Genomic DNA, 15070 nt, shown 5'->3' with positions numbered 1-15070 from the left:
GTATGGGCCACGCCCGCTCGCGCGGGCGATGCCGACATGGACACCGCCAACCTGCTCCAGTTGATCGAGACCGCCGTCGCCATCGAGGCGAAGGAGGGTCACCTCGCCCACTACCTCGCCGAGCGGGCCCAGTCGAAGGGGGCGTCCTTTGGGGACGAGCAGCGCGTCGAGGCCCTCGAGCTCTTCGAGGGCTATGTGCGCAGCGTCCCCAAGCTCCTCGCCAGCGCGCTGACCTCGTCCGTGGGCACGCCGGTCGAGGCGCTGATGGCCAAGGTCGTGCGCGCGGCCGCGGCCTACTGGGACGAGCCCGACGACCTCGTGCCCGACTCGCTGGGGATCCTCGGCCTGCTCGACGACGCCTACTACTCGCTGCGCATGCTCCAGCTGGTCTCCGAGCGCCTCCAGGCCGAGTCCGGCCAGGCGCTGATCGCCGAGGACCTCTCGGCCCTCGACGCGGTCGTCCGCGACATCCTGGGCGAGGTCGCCGACGCCCTCGACGACCTGGTGATCCTCTCCTTGTCCAACACCCCCGTCGACGAGCTGATCGCGACCTTGGACGAGCACGCCGGCTCCTTCCGCCTGGCCTCGGCCGAGACCTCGTTCACCGGCATGTCCGTCGAGGCCCTGGTGTCCGAGCGCCTGAGCTTCGCCCAGCCCGAAGACGGCGCGCTGGTCGACGAGATCGGCGAGGTCCTCGAGGCCCTCGGGCGCAGCTTGGCCGAGGGCTTCGCCGCGGCCGGCGGCTTCGATCTGCGCGCGGCGGTCCGGGGGGGCAGCGAGGCGCTCGAGCTCGTGTTGCGCCGCGCGATCCTCAGCGAGGGCGCGTCCGACGAGGCCGCCGAGGAGATCGACGAGGCCGACCTCGCCCTGGCGGTCTCGCTGCTGGTCGGCGCCGTGGTCCAGCGCGCCGCCCTCGGCGAAGCGGTCGACCGCGAGCTGGTCGTCGACTGCGTGCAGATCGTCCTCGAAGGCGTGAGCTGAGCGCTCTCGCGCGCGCTTCTGGTAAAACCGCGGCCATGTCCCTCGAGCGAGAGCGAAGCGTCGCCGTCGCGGCCGTGCGTACGGCCAGCCGTCTGTGTGCCAGTGTGCAGCGCCGCCTGGTCGCTGGTGCGACCCTGGCCAAGGGAGACCGCTCGCCGGTCACCGTGGCCGACTTCGGGGCCCAGGCCGTGGTCAGCCGGCTGCTCACCGACGCCTTCCCTGCGGATCCCCTGGTTGGAGAAGAGGACGCTGGGGCGCTGCGTCAGCCCGAACACCGCGCGCTGCTCCAGCAGGTCCGCGCGGGCGTCGAGGAGCAGCTGCCCGGCATGGGCGAAGGGGAGCTGCTCGCGGCCATCGATCGTGGGACTCACGCCGGCGGCGCGACGGGGCGCTTTTGGGTGCTCGATCCCATCGACGGCACCAAGGGCTTCCTGCGCCTCGAGCAGTACGCCGTCGCCCTCGCGCTGGTCGAGGACGGCCAGGTGGTGCTCGGGGTGTTGGGCTGTCCCAACCTTCCGCGGCGCGCGGACGCGCCCGAGGGCCCGCGCGGCTGCCTGTTTTTGGGGGTGCCTGGCGAGGGCGCCTGGCAGCTGGGCCTGGAGGCGGAAGAAGAGGACGCGGCGATCGCGGTCGATGGCCTCGGCGAGGCGAGCCGCGCCCGCTTTTGCGAATCCGTCGAATCGGGTCATACGGATCACTCGGACGCAGCGCGGATCGCCGAGCGTCTGGGCATTGATGCCCCGCCGCTGCGCATGGACAGCCAGTGCAAATATGCAGCGGTCGCCCGCGGGGATGCATCGATCTATCTGCGCCTACCAACCACGCGTGGCGGGGCGGAGCGCTATATCGAGCGGATCTGGGACCACGCCGCTGGTCTGGCGGTGATCGAGGGCGCTGGCGGCCGGGTCAGCGACGTCCACGGGCGGGCGCTCGACTTTGGGCGTGGACGCGGTTTGGAGGTCAACGAGGGCGTGATCGTGACCAATGGTGGGCTCCACGAGCGCGTGCTCGCGGCCGTCCAGGCGGTGATCGGTCGCTCGAGCTGATCGGTCGCGGTGTGCCCAGCCATGGGGCGGGCGTAGTGCGAATGAACGAGCTGTGTATCGTGTCTCTCCGTGCAATTTGCATATTGCAGGAGGCATGTTTCCATCTGTCGTCGTCGAAGCTTTTTGGTGTTTCGACATTTTAAATTCAAGCGTGAGGAACCCCGACTGCTACCGTCATTTTCATGATCGCTCGTTTTACATCGTCCAAATCCATCGTGTTCTCGACGTTGATCATCGCGTCGACGCTCGCTTGCTCCGATGACGGTGGCGCGGGCGAGGCCGCGAGCGGGTCGGAGAGCGAAGGCGAGTCGGGCGAGGACGACGTGGGGAGCAGCGAGTCGAGCGACTCGGAGTCGAGCGGATCTGGCTCGGGGGAGACGGCGAGCACGGATACGGACAGCGAGTCGGGGGAGGGCGAGACGGGAGAAGGCGAGACGGGAGAAGGCGAGACGGGAGAAGGCGAGAGCGAGGGCGAGTCGGGCGAAGGGGAGTCGGGCGAAGGGGAGTCGGGCGAAGGGGAGAGCGGCGAAGGGGAGACGGAAGGCGAGAGCGGGGAGGGCGAGAGCGGGGAGGGCGAGACCGAAGGGGAGACGGAAGGCGAGACCGAAGGGGGGACCGGCGAAGAGGTCGCGCCCTGGCTGCTCCACGTCCGCAACGACACGGAGCAGCTGGTCAAGATCGACGTCGAGACCGGCGACGAGACGGTGATCTGCGACTTCGAGGGGGACGTCAATTATCCCTCGATCACCTTCGGGATCGGCGGCGAGCTGTTTGGCTCGCGCGCGGGTCAAGAGCTGGACCTGATCGATCCTTGCACCTGCGAGGTCCAGTACATCGGCGACATGGGCTACACGGGGATCAACGGGATCACCGCCAACGGCCTCGAGATCCTCCGGCTCTATGGGATCTCGACGGATGCCGACGTGCTCTTGAACGTCGACACCACGACCGCGGACGCGCTCGAGGTCGGGATTGGCCTGGGCGTGGACTTTGGCTTCTCGGGCTCGACCTGGTCGAGTGACATCGTCGGGCTATTGGCGATCAACGCCAACAACGACGTGCTCTACGAGGTCGAGATCGTCAGCGGTCTCGCCACGGAGGTCGCCGATCTCGACGTCAATTTTGGGACCGTGGGGATCGAGTGGCATCCGGTCACGGGGGAGCTCTACGCGTGCACCAACAATCACCTCTACGCTGTCGACACGGAGACGGGGACGACCACGGAGATCGGCAACATGAACCACAGCTGTAACAATTTGGCGGCACCGTGGACGGCGGTGGCCTGCATCGACGCGCTCTGACCGCGGGGCGAGATCGTGTGACAATCGCCACCATGATCCTCCGACGCGACGGCAGCTGGGAGCGACGCATCGACGCCCTCGACCCGATCGAGGACTGCGAGGAGATCGTCGACATCCTCAGCAATCACGTGTTCCCCCTCGACGTGTTCGTGGCCACGGAGCTCGCGCAGCTGCGGACCTTCACGATCCCGACGATCAGCCGCCTGCTCCACGCGACCGGTGAGTACGAAAAGCGCGGGGGCAAGCGCGTCGACGACACCAAGTTGGTGCTCACGGAGATCTTCGATCCCGGCCTCGACACCGCAGCGGGGGCCGAGATGATCTCGCACCTCAACCGCATCCACGGGGTCTACCGGATCGCCAACGACGACTTCATCTACACGCTCTCGGTGTTCACGATAGACGTCGACGAGTGGCTCGCGCGCTGGGGCTGGCGAGCGATGCGGGCGAACGAGCGGGCGGCGCTCTACGAGCTCTATCGTCGCCTGGGAGAGCGCATGCAGATCCGCGATCTCCCGGCGACCTTCGCCGAGATGCTGGCCTGGAGGCGCGCCTACGAGGCTCGAGCGCAGCGCTACGATCCTGCCAACGAGGCGGTCGCCGACGGTCTGCTGCGGGCGCTGGCGGAGCTCGTGGGGCCGGCGAGGCCGCTGGTCTCGAGCGCGGTGCGGACGGCCTTCATCGGCGACGAGGCCCTGGCCATCCTCGGTCTCGAGCGGCCGGGGGCAGGCGTGCGGGCGGCGTGGACGGGCGCGCTGCGCCTGCGCCAGCGAGCGGGTCGACACCTCGCCACCTTTCAGACCCAGCGCTTTTGGGACTCGGCGATCTTCCGTCGCTCGCCGACCTACCCCGAGGGCTACGAGCGCATGCGCCTCGGTCCGAGCAAGCTCCTGGCTCGCTTCGACGCAGCTTCGGCGGCCTGAGCGGCCTGCTTCGGCGGCCTGAGCGGCCCGCTTCGGCGGCTATTGGGCGTAGAGCTTGATGTCGGTCGCCGCCGCGGCGCAGATCCGCCGGCAGGTGTCCCAGTCGCCGTGGCGGACCATCAGGTAGCCGTCGCTGACCAAGGTGGCCTTCCAGTCGCGCCGCGGCGTGCCCGGGCGCGAGAGCTGGTCTTCGACCAGGGCCCCGCCGATGCTGCGCTTGAAGCTCTCGAGCCCCTCGATGCGGGTGATCCGGCCGTTGCCCAGGGCGCGCTTGAAGATGACGCCGCAGTTGTACTTGCGCGCGGTCGAGGCCTCGAAGGCGTGCCAGCACGCGGCCCGAGCCCACTCGCGAAACAGGTCGATGTCGCCGGTGTAGTTCATCTGATCGACGAGGCGCGCGCCCCCGGGACGGCAGCCGATCTCGCCGAACACGGCCTCGCCCTTGGGCGTGTAGAACCACTCCATGTGCGTGAAGCCGTCGCCCATGTTCAGGGCGTCGAGGACCTGGCGCCCGAGCCTCGAGCCGGCGCGGATCTTGGGCTGCGCGAGGTCGCGGACCGTGATGATCACCGGGCTTATCCACTGCTGGCTGCGGGCCTCGAGCGGCTTGGGCAGGTACTGGGCGACGTTCTCGTAGATCGGCTCGCCCTCGACGCAGACCGTGTCGTGGGTGAACTCTTCGCCCTCGATGTACTCCTCGACGCTGAGCTCGCGGACGTGGGCCGTGGCCGCGATCGCGGCGTCGAGCTCGGCGCGGTCGCGGCAGGCGTAGGTGTCCGCGCTGCCGGCCCCGGCGATCGGTTTGAGGATCAGCGGCGAGCCGACGCGCTCGGCGGCCTCGCGCACGCGGGCGTCGCTGGCCCGGCGATCGTGGTCCCGGACGACGCGCTCGGATCGCGGCACGCGGACCCCGGCGGCGGCGACCCGCTCCTTCATCAGCTGCTTGTCGCGGAAGCCCTCGACGGTGTCGACGCTCATGCCGGGAATGCCCCAGCGCTCGCGCAGGCGGGCGGCGAGGACCACCGTGGGCTCCCAGTTGCTGAGCACGCGGTCGATGCTGCGGCCGCGCAGCCACGCGGAGCAGCGCGCGATCACGTCGTCCTCGTCGAGCAGGCGCGGGACCTCGAGGTAGGCGGAGAGGTAGCGCTCGAGCGAGGGGGGGAGGGCGGAGACGGGCGTGTCGCCGACGCCATAGACCTCGGCGCCGACCTCGGCCAGACCGCGGGTGAACTGTTGCATCTCCTGGGGGTAGGAGGGGCCGAGGAAGAGCACGCGCATGTCGCTAAGCTAGCCCGAACGCTCGAATGTCGATAGAGGGGGCTCGCTCCGCGGCGGCTTTCTCTGTAGCTTCTCGGCGCATGCGCACCGTCATCTTCGTCGCCCCCTTCCCCCTCGACACGACCATGCGCTTCGTCCGTGCGGCCTCTGCGCTGCCGGGCGTCCGACTCCTCGGTGTCATGCAGGAGCTGCCGCGCCCGGAGCAGCGCCACTACTTCTCCGATATCGCCGTGGTCCGCGACGGGCTCTCGCTCTCGGAGCTCTTCGAGGCCGTGGAGCTGCTGCGCCGCAAGCACGGCCAGCCGGCGCGGATCATCGGGGTGCTCGAGCCCATCCAAGAGATGATCGCGGCGGTCCGCGAGCGCTTTGGCATCCCGGGCACGGATCTCGCCACGGCCCAGCGCTTCCGCGACAAGGCCAAGATGAAGGATCACCTGCGCGCCGCCGGGATCCCCGTGGCCCGGCACCGACTGCTCACCAACCTCGACGACGCCATGTCCTTCGCCGGGGAGGTCGGCTTCCCCATGGTCCTCAAGCCCCCGGCGGGCATGGGCGCCAAGGCGACCTTTCGGGTCCGCGGGCGCGAGGAGCTGGTCGCGGCCCTGCGTGGCCTGGGTGCAGGGCCGCAGCGCCCCGTGCTGGCCGAGGAGTTTTTGCAGGGGGAGGAGGGCAGCTGCGATACGCTGCTCCTCGGCGGGGTGCCCAAGATGGTCTCGGTCTCCTGGTACCAGCCCAGCTGCCTCACGGCCCTCGAGAACCCGTGGATCCAGTGGTGCTGCGTGCTCCCCCGGGAGAACCAAGGGCAGGGCTTCGACGACATCAAGGCGCTGGCCGTGCAGACCAGCCGGGCCCTGGGCCTCGAGTCCGGCTTCACCCACATGGAGTGGTTCCGCCGGGCCGACGGCAGCCTGGCCGTCGGCGAGATCGCCCAGCGGCCCCCGGGCGCCCACATCACGCGGATGATCGGCCTGGCCTACGACATGGATCCCTACCGAATGTGGGTCCGGACCGTGGTCGACGAGCGCTTCGATGGCCCCTGGGAGCGGCGCTACGCCGTCGGTTGCGCCTTCTTGCGCGGCATCGGTCGCGGCCGCGTGGCCTCCGTGACCGGGGTCGCCGAGGCCAACGCGGCCGTCGGGGCGGCGGTGGTCGAGGCCCGCATGCCCACCCCGGGGATGCCCAAGAGCGACGCCTATGAAGGAGACGGCTACGCGATCGTCCGCGACCCGCGCACGTCCGTGGTCCAGGCGGCCCTCGGCACGATCATCGGCAAGGTGCGCGTGCGCTATGCCTGAGCGCGCCGTCGATCTTCGTGCAAGCTGACGCTTGGCGGCGGGGTGCCGCCCCGCTAGCCTGGCGAAGCTCCGCGAGCGCTGAGGTCCCATGCCCGTCGACGTCGTCTTCCTCGAGCCTTGTTTCCCCCGTAATCAGCGGGAATTCGTGCGTGCGCTCCATGCCGTGGGCGCGCGGGTGATCGGCGTCGGCGAGCGGCCCAAGGAAGCCCTCGACGAGCAGATGCGCCACTGGCTGACCCACTACGAGCAGGTCGGCAACGTGACCAGCCCCGAGCAGGTCATGGGCGCCCTGAGTGTGGTCCGCGACAAGGTCCGCATCGATCGCCTCGAGGCCACGGTCGAGGCCCACATGATGTGCGCGGCCAAGGTCCGCGAGGCTCTCGGCGTGCCCGGGACCAGCGTCCAGACCACCTTCTTGTGCCGCGACAAGCCGGCCATGAAAGAGGCCCTGCGCGCGGCCAAGGTGCCCTGCGCCCAGTCGATCGGCTCCGGTGACGTCGACGAGATCCGCAGCTTCGCGGCCGGCGTGGGCTTCCCGGTGATCGTCAAGCCGCGCGACGCCGCCGGGGCGGCGGCGACCTACCGCTGCGAGAACGTGGCCGAACTCGACGCGGCGCTGCGCGAGTGCGGCGTGGGCAGCGGCCGCAGCGTGGCCGTCGAGGAGTTCATCGAGGGCCACGAGGGCTTTTGGGACACGATCTGCGTGGGCGGCCAGGTCGTCCACGAGTTCGTCTGCCACTACTACCCCAACGTGCTCGAGGCCATGCGCACGCGCTGGATCAGCCCGCAGTTCATCTGCACCAACCGCGTGGACTCGGCCGATGGCTACGGCGAGATCAAGGCCATGGGCCGCCAGGTGATCGCGGCCCTGGGCATCGAGACCAGCGCCACGCACATGGAGTGGTTCTACGGGCCCAAGGGCCTCAAGTTCAGCGAGATCGGTTGCCGCCCGCCGGGCGTCGGCGCCTGGGATCTCTACTGCGCCGCCAACGACGTCGATCTCTACCGCGAGTGGGCCGAGGCGGTGGTCTGGCACACCCGCAAGCAGACGCTCTCGCGCCGCTTCTCGGCGGGGATCGTCGCCCTGCGCCCCGACCGTGACGGGCGGATCCTCGGCTACGAGGGGGTGGGCGAGATCGAGCGGGCCTTTGGTCAGTGGATCATCGACGCCCACTTCCCCCCGCCGGGTACGCCCACGCAGCCCGTCTCGGCCGGCTACATGGCCAACGCCTGGCTGCGCATGAAGCACCCCGACTACGACGAGCTGCGTCGCATGCTCGACGCCGCCGGCCGGACGATCCAGGTGCGCGCAGGCTGAGCGAAGACCGCTGCTCTGCTCGTTGCCTCCTCGAATGGCCTACCCCGATAGCAACCACGTGATCGCTGCCGCCGAATCATCCGCTCCCCTCCACACCCGCCGCGTGAAGGACGTCGTCCTGCTCGGCGCGCAGCGCTTCGACTCGACCCTGGGCGCGATCGTCCGCGGGCTGGACTGCGACGGGCCGATCGCGCTGATCACCGCCGGCTGGCGCGACCGCGAGGACGAGGACGAGGCCCTGCGCACGCACCTGGCCTGCGAGACCGTCAACTTGCGGCTCTACCACCGCACGCAGGACGTGTTCGCCCGCGACGTCGAGCTCGCCGAGGCCCACCGGGCCATGCAGATCGAGCTGCGCCACAAGCAGGACTTCTATCGCATCCGCCTCGAGCACGAGCTCGCCGCCAACCACGTCATCCGCCAGCGCCAGGCCCCGGCCAAGGTCCTGGCCGAGGAAGAGGCGGCGTCCATGGGCGCGATCCGCCTGCTCGACGGCTACCACCTGGCCCACTGCATGCGCGTCCGCGCCGAGTTCGAGCGCCAGGTCGAGCTCGAGACCCGGCCGGTGGTCGTCGAGCACCGCGCGCAGATCGCCGAGGCCCTCGCGGGCTGCCGGGGGATCGCCATCGCCGGCGGCCACGTGGCCTCGATGCTCAACCGCATGCGCCTGTTCGGCATCGACGAGCTCCTCGACGGCCAGGCCGTGTTCGCCTGGTCCGGGGGCGCCATGGCGATCAGCGAGCGGGTCGTGCTCTTCCACGACTCGCCGCCCCAGGGCCGCGGCGCCGCCGAGGTCCTCGCCTACGGCCTCGGCCTGGTCTCCGATCTCGTCGTGCTCCCGCACCCCGAGACCCGCCTGCGCCTCGACGACCCCGAGCGCGTCAGCCTGCTCGCCCGACGCTTCTCCCCGGCGCGCTGCCTGGCCTTCCCCGCGGGGGCGCACCTGACCGTCCGCGAGGACGAAGAGGGCGCGGCCCAGCTTCAAGCCAGCGGGCTGACCCAGCTGTGCGAAGACGGGGGCTGCGTGGGCTTCGAGGAGGTGGGGGCGTGACCGCGGCCGTACGCACCCTCCTCGCGGAGATCGCCAGCTTGCAGCGCGGTGAGGCCCTGGGCGGGGCCGAGGCGCCGGCGGACCAGAGCGATGGCGCGCGCGCGGCCCGGGTCCGCGCGCACATCGATGGCTGGCTCCAAGGTCGGACCGTGCCCGTCGTCGAGGGCAAGAACGCCAGCTTCTTTTGGCGCGGCGAGGCCGACGAGGTCCGCCTGCGCCACTTCATCTTCGGCCTCGAGACCTCCCAGCCCCTGGCCCGGGTCGAGGGCACGGACCTGTGGGGCCTCGACGTCGAGATCCCGCCGCGCTCGCGGGTCGAGTACAAGCTCGAGGTCCGCCGCGGCGACCACAACGAGTGGATCCGCGACCCCCTCAACCCGCATCTGGCCCGGGACCCCTTCGGGGCCAACTCGGTGCTCCAGGGCGCGGGCTACGAGATCCCCGAGTGGACGCGCCACGACCCCAAGGCGCGGCCCGGGACCCTCGAGCCCTTCACCATGCACAGCGAGGCCTTCGGGGCCCCGCGCAGCGGCCAGCTCTACCTCCCGCCCCGCTTCCGACGCACGCGCCAGTACCCGCTGCTGGTCGTCCACGACGGCTCGGACTACCTCAACTACGCGGGCATGAAGACCGTGCTCGACAACCTGATCGAGCGCCTCGAGATCCCCGAGCTGATCGCCGTGTTCGTCGACTCGCCGGATCGCCTGGTCGACTACGCGAACGACCCTCGCCACGCCCGCTTCATCACCGAGGAGCTGGCCGCCCGGGTCGTCGCGCGGCTGCCGGTCAGCGATCGCCCGCGCGCGCGCTGCCTGATGGGGGCGAGCTTCGGCGGGGTCGCGGCGCTGTCCACGGCGGTGCGCTACCCGGGCTTTTGGGGCCGGCTGCTGCTCCAGTCGGGCTCCTTCGCGTTCACCGACATCGGCCACCAAAACCACCGCGGCCCGGTCTTCAACCCCGTCGTCCGCTTCATGAACGCCTTCCGCGAGGCCCCCAAGGCGGTCAGCGAGCGGGTGTTCGTGAGCTGCGGGGTCTACGAGTCGCTGATCTACGAGAACCGCTCGCTGGTCCCGCTGCTCGACGAGACCGGCATGCAGGTGCGCTTCGTCGAGGCGCGCGACGGTCACAACTGGGAGAACTGGCGCGACCGCTCCCGCGAGGGCCTGTCTTGGCTCTTCCCTGGACCGTTGATGATGATCTACGAGTGAGAGGCTCCGCGCGAGTGTCGGAGCAGCAACGAGCACGAGAGAGCACCACCGAGTGAGGCATCATGGCTGAGAGCGTTCGCAAAATTGGTCTGTCCCTGGGCGCCGACCTGTGCTGGCCGGCTTGCTACGAGGCGATCATGCGCCGCCTCGACCTGCGTGTCCCGAGCCCCGTCCCCGGGGAGTCGGGCACGCTGCGCTTCGAGGTCGAGCGCGTGACCATCGAGCCCTACGATCTGCGCCAGCCCTGTAGCTACGACCTGGTCATCGACCGCCTCACGCACTGGTTCCACACCTCGCGGGAGTGGATCAAAAAGGCGGTGATCATGAACGACCTCTACGTGTTCAATAACCCGTGGTCGGTCCAGTCCATGGAGAAGCACACCGCCTACGCGGCGATGATGCACCTGGGCATGCCCGTGCCCGACACGTGGATGATCCCGCCCAAGTCCTACGCGACCACGAACCCGGACCTGCGGCCCACGCTGATGCGCTACGCCAGGCTCTTCGACATCGGCAAGCTCGGGCCCAAGCTCGGCTACCCGATGTTCGTCAAGCCCTACGACGGCGGGGGCTGGCGATCGGTGCGCAAGGTCGACGACGAGGCCGAGCTGCGCGCGGCCTACGAGGACAGCGGCGCCGACGTGATGCACGTGCAGGCCGGGATCCTGCCCCACGACGGCTTCGTGCGCAGCGTCGGCCTCGGACCGCAGGTCCGCCACGTCAGCTACGACCCCGACCAGCCGCTGCACGACCGCTACCGCATCCTCCACTACGAGGGCCTGGGCGAGGACGACCTCGAGACCCTGCGCAAGGTCACCCTGACCATCAACACCTTCTTTGGTTGGGAGTTCAACAGCTGCGAGTCGCTGCGTCAGGGCGGCGTCTGGCACCCCATGGACTTCGCCAACGCCTGCCCGGACTCGCAGGTCACGAGCCTGCACTACCACTTCCCGTGGCTGGTCAAGGCCTACATCCGCTGGAGCCTGTTTTGCGCGGCCACGGATCGCCCGATGCGGCGCACGCTGGACTGGGCGCCCTACTACGAGATCGCCGCCAGCGATCGCAGCTACGCGGAGAAGCTCGACGCTTATGGGGCGATCGCCGACGAGCGCCTCGAGACCGCGCGCTTCGAGGAATTTTGCGCCGAGCACCTCGGGGAGCTCGACGCCGTCGCGGCGGATTTCTTCGCCAGCGACGAGGCCCGCGCGGCCGTCCGCGACAAGGTCGCGGCGCTCTTCCCCAAGCACGAGATCGAAGAATTCACCGCGCTGTTTTGGGATCGCATCCAGCAGTGGCGGCGAGAAGAAGGCGAAGGCTGATGTTCGACAAGTCGACCTGGTATTCGGAGCGAATGCGGCGCGAGTCCACCCTCGCGCGTTGGGGCAGCTACGGCCAGCCCGTGCTGCTCTTCCCCACCGCGGGCGGCGACGCCGAGGAGATCGAGCGCTTCTTGATGATCCGCGCGCTCGCGCCCTTGATCGAGGCTGGGCGCATCAAGATCTACTCCTGCGACAGCGTCGCGGGCCGGGCGATGATCGAGCAAGAGGGAAGCCCTCAGCACCGCATGTGGCTGCTCGATCAGTTCCACCGCTACATCCGCCACGAGGTCGTGCCGGCGATCCGCGCCGACTGCAAGCGCGACGACATCCCGATCTGGACGGCGGGCTCGTCGATCGGCGCCTTCCATGCCGTCGCCGCGCTGTGCCGCTGGCCCAACGTCTTTCACCGGGCGATCGGGATGAGCGGGACCTGGAACATCCTGCGCTTCTTCAACTGCGGCCCGCACTACACCGAGGACTACTTCGTGTCCTCGCCCCTGCAATTCTTGCCGACCCTCAGCGGTCCGCACCTCGAGGAGCTGCGCAAGCGCTTCGTGCTCATCGCCTCGGGCGACGGCCGGGCCGAGGACATGGGCGAGAGCTGGGGCATCGCCAACGCCCTGGGGCGCATGGGCGTGCCCAACCGCGTCGATCCCTGGGGCCCCCAGTGGCACCACGATTGGCCGACCTGGCGCGAGATGCTGCCCAAGTATCTCGGCGAGTGGACGCAGGACTGAGGCGTCTGGCGGCCTGGTCCCGGGACGGGCGGCCCGTGTGTTGGCCGCTCGTCCGCCGTCGCCCCACGCCAAACATCCGAGATCATTGAAGGTCGCGGCTCGCAGGGCGCTTGCATCGAGCGAGCGCCGTGGCACCTCTGGACATCCTCGCCAGCGTGCACGAGAGCCTCGTGCATCTGCTGGTGGCGCTCCTGCGTCGGGAGCCCGAGGCGCTGCTCGCCATCTTTGCGCGGGCCCGGGGTGAGCTGCCAGGGAGAGTCACGCACGAGCGCCTGCCGTCTTTCGAACTCCCCGGCTTGCGCCGCCGGGCACATCGACGCGCGGCGGACCTGCTGATCTCCGTCGAGGGGAGGGGAGGCGAGACCGCGCTGGTCCTGGCCATCGAGGTCCAGGTCTGCGTCGACGCGGAGAAGCGCTGGCGTTGGTCGGAGCTGGCGGTGGCCGCGGCGGCCGAGTTTCGGGCCGAGGCACAGGTCGTCGTCTTTGCGCTCTCGCCCGCGCTGCGCCAGTGGATCCGTGGGCTCGCGGCCGGGATGAGCGTCGCGCCCGTGCTGGTGGAGCGTGAGCACGTGCCGCTGCTGACGAGTCTCGGGGACGCGCGGGGGCGTCCGCTCGCTACCCTCCTCGGCGCGCTCATGCATGCGAGGGGCGTCGCCCGAGCGGTGCAGGTGGCCGGTGCACGGGCCGCCCTGGTCGCCCTGAGCTGCCTCGACGAGCGGATGGGCGAGCGCTACGGTGTGCTCATGGCGGATATGTTCTCTGCGGACGTGCTCGAGCAGGCAAAGCGGTCGCTGCATCAGTCGAGCAGCCTTGGGACGCGGGAAGCGAGGGCGCTCGAGCGTATCGATGACTTCGTGCGCGAGAGCTACTCCTTCGTCTTCGGCCACCGCGAGGGGCAAAAGGAGGGCTTGGAGGCGGGGCGCCAAGCGGGTCACCAAGCGGGCAGGGCCTGGGCGACGCGGCGGGCTCTCTTCGACCTCCTGGCGCTACAGGGCGTGACCCTCGACGAGCCGCGCCGCGCAGCGATCGCCGCCGTGGAGGATCCGGAGACCCTCGAGGCCTGGTACGCCCTGGCTCGCGCTTCGAAGTGCGACCGGCTGGCCGAGATCTTTGACGAACTCGTGATACCCATCGACCCAGCCCCCTGTTAGGCTGGGCGCCATGGGGCCGGAGTTCCACGTAAACCGTACGCCGATCCTCGTGCTCGCTGGGGGGAAGGGCTCTCGCCTCGCGCCGCTCACCTGTCACCGGGCGAAGCCGGCGGTGCCCTTCGCGGGGCGCTATCGCATCGTCGACTTCGTGCTCTCCAATGTGATCAACTCGGGCTACCGCCGGGTCTACGTGTTGACCCAGTTCATGGCCTCGAGCCTGATCCGCCACATCAACCGCAACTGGCACCTCGACGGTATCCAGGAGTTCATCGAGATCGTGCCCGCGCAGATGCGCATGGGGCCGTCTTGGTACAAGGGCACCGCCGACGCGGTCTGGCAGAACGTCAACTTGCTCCACCAGACCCGCGCGGCGACCGTGGGCATCTTCAGCGGCGACCACATCTACAAGTTCGCCATCGATCAGATGCAGGCCCTGCACCAGGATTCCGGGGCCGACCTGACCATCGCCGGCTGGCCGGTGCCCATCGAGGAGGCCCACCAGTTTGGGGTCATGGAGATCGACGAGAGCGGTCGCCTGGTCAGCTTCCAGGAGAAGCCCAAGAACCCGCGGCCGATGCCCGGGGACCCCACGCGGGCCCTGGTCAGCATGGGCAACTACTTCTTCCGCCGCCAGCGCCTGATCGAGCTCCTGCGCGAGGACGCCGTCAACGAGGAGTCGGCCCACGACTTCGGCAAGAACATCATCCCTCGGCTGCTCGAGGGGGGCGGAAAGATCCAGGTCTACGACTTTGGGACCAACGAGGTGCCGGGGGAGCGCGGGGGCACGGTGCCCTACTGGCGCGACGTCGGCACCCTCGAGAGCTATTTCGCCGCCAACATGGAGGTCCGCGGCTCGCTGCCCGCGGTCAACCTCTACAACCGTCAGTGGCGCATCCGCACCGCGCAGCGCGACTATCCGCCGGCGCGCCTCGTCCGGCACTCGAGCGGCCACCCGCCGACCTCGGCCATCGACTCGCTGGTCTGCGAGGGGGCGATCGTCTCGAGCAGCGTCCTCGACCGCGTGATGCTCGGCTACGACACCTTCGTCCACCCGGGCTGTGAGCTCGAGGAGAGCGTGATCCTCTCGGGCTGCAACATCGGTGAGGGCGCCAAGCTGCGCCGGGTGCTGCTCGACAAGAACTGTCGGGTCGAGCCGGGCACGCAGATCGGCTTCGACCCCGAGGCCGATCGCGAGCGCTTCCCCTTCTTCACGAGCTCGGGGATCGTGGTCCTGCCCAAGGGCACGGTGGTCCCGCGCTCCGGCCCGATCCGCCTGACCTTCGACATGGCGGCGCTGATGCGTCGTGACCCCGACACCAAGGCGGCCATGCAGGCCTTCGAGGGGCGCTACGACGTCACCGACGTCACCCAACACAGCCATCACTCCTCCGGCCCTCGCTACGAGAGCTGAGCGACGAGGCGACGGGCTACCAGCCGACTCGAGCGGGTCCTGCGGCCCGAC

The 15070-nt window shown here is 69.6% G+C and carries 13 protein-coding genes; 12 read left to right on the top strand and 1 reads right to left on the bottom strand.

The features are described 5' to 3' along the window. The first annotated feature begins 36 nt into the window (after positions 1-36). From G6O69_RS32175 to G6O69_RS32160, 4 genes are all read left to right on the top strand, one after another. Complete coding sequence (locus G6O69_RS32175) at positions 37-981, top strand: hypothetical protein (RefSeq protein ID WP_172307294.1); 945 nt, start codon at positions 37-39, stop codon at positions 979-981. Between the two features lie 35 nt (positions 982-1016). Next, on the top strand, positions 1017-2027 hold the full coding sequence (locus tag G6O69_RS32170) for a 3'(2'),5'-bisphosphate nucleotidase (protein WP_172307293.1): 1011 nt from the start codon (positions 1017-1019) through the stop codon (positions 2025-2027). Between the two features lie 182 nt (positions 2028-2209). Then, positions 2210-3328, top strand: a complete 1119-nt coding sequence (locus G6O69_RS32165) for a hypothetical protein (protein ID WP_172307292.1) — start codon at positions 2210-2212, stop codon at positions 3326-3328. A gap of 32 nt (positions 3329-3360) precedes the next feature. Next, positions 3361-4251: an oxygenase MpaB family protein gene (locus G6O69_RS32160; RefSeq protein ID WP_172307291.1), complete on the top strand. Its 891-nt coding sequence runs from the start codon at positions 3361-3363 to the stop codon at positions 4249-4251. A gap of 39 nt (positions 4252-4290) precedes the next feature. Here G6O69_RS32160 and G6O69_RS32155 read toward each other — a convergent pair whose 3' ends face one another. Then, entirely contained in the window at positions 4291-5529 is a 1239-nt protein-coding gene (locus G6O69_RS32155; protein ID WP_172307290.1) for an ATP-grasp domain-containing protein, read from the bottom strand. Positions 5530-5609: 80 nt separating this feature from the next. Between G6O69_RS32155 and G6O69_RS32150 the strand changes: the two genes are divergently transcribed. The 8 genes from G6O69_RS32150 (at position 5610) to glgC (ending at position 15019) form a co-directional block, all read left to right on the top strand. After that, on the top strand, positions 5610-6824 hold the full coding sequence (locus G6O69_RS32150; protein WP_172307289.1) for an ATP-grasp domain-containing protein: 1215 nt from the start codon (positions 5610-5612) through the stop codon (positions 6822-6824). A gap of 145 nt (positions 6825-6969) precedes the next feature. Next, positions 6970-8142 carry a hypothetical protein gene (locus G6O69_RS32145; RefSeq protein WP_217909954.1) on the top strand — a complete coding sequence of 391 codons (1173 nt, stop codon included), beginning with the start codon at positions 6970-6972 and terminating at the stop codon, positions 8140-8142. Between the two features lie 34 nt (positions 8143-8176). Next, positions 8177-9193: a hypothetical protein gene (locus G6O69_RS32140; RefSeq protein WP_172307287.1), complete on the top strand. Its 1017-nt coding sequence runs from the start codon at positions 8177-8179 to the stop codon at positions 9191-9193. Next, complete coding sequence (locus G6O69_RS42480; protein ID WP_172307286.1) at positions 9190-10401, top strand: alpha/beta hydrolase-fold protein; 1212 nt, start codon at positions 9190-9192, stop codon at positions 10399-10401. Before G6O69_RS32140 ends, G6O69_RS42480 begins: the two co-directional genes overlap by 4 nt. 62 nt (positions 10402-10463) lie before the next feature. Next, positions 10464-11720, top strand: coding sequence for a hypothetical protein (locus G6O69_RS32130; protein ID WP_172307285.1), 1257 nt, complete (start codon positions 10464-10466; stop codon positions 11718-11720). Next, complete coding sequence (locus G6O69_RS32125; protein WP_172307284.1) at positions 11720-12457, top strand: alpha/beta hydrolase-fold protein; 738 nt, start codon at positions 11720-11722, stop codon at positions 12455-12457. The genes G6O69_RS32130 and G6O69_RS32125 overlap by 1 nt, the downstream gene beginning before the upstream one ends. A 128-nt stretch (positions 12458-12585) precedes the next feature. After that, positions 12586-13608, top strand: a complete 1023-nt coding sequence (locus G6O69_RS32120) for a hypothetical protein (protein ID WP_172307283.1) — start codon at positions 12586-12588, stop codon at positions 13606-13608. Positions 13609-13618: 10 nt separating this feature from the next. Next, positions 13619-15019 carry a glucose-1-phosphate adenylyltransferase gene (gene glgC, locus G6O69_RS32115; protein ID WP_172307282.1) on the top strand — a complete coding sequence of 467 codons (1401 nt, stop codon included), beginning with the start codon at positions 13619-13621 and terminating at the stop codon, positions 15017-15019. Positions 15020-15070: the final 51 nt, after the last annotated feature.

Source organism: Pseudenhygromyxa sp. WMMC2535, assembly GCF_011083025.2.
This window is presented reverse-complemented; position numbering and strand designations above follow the sequence as displayed.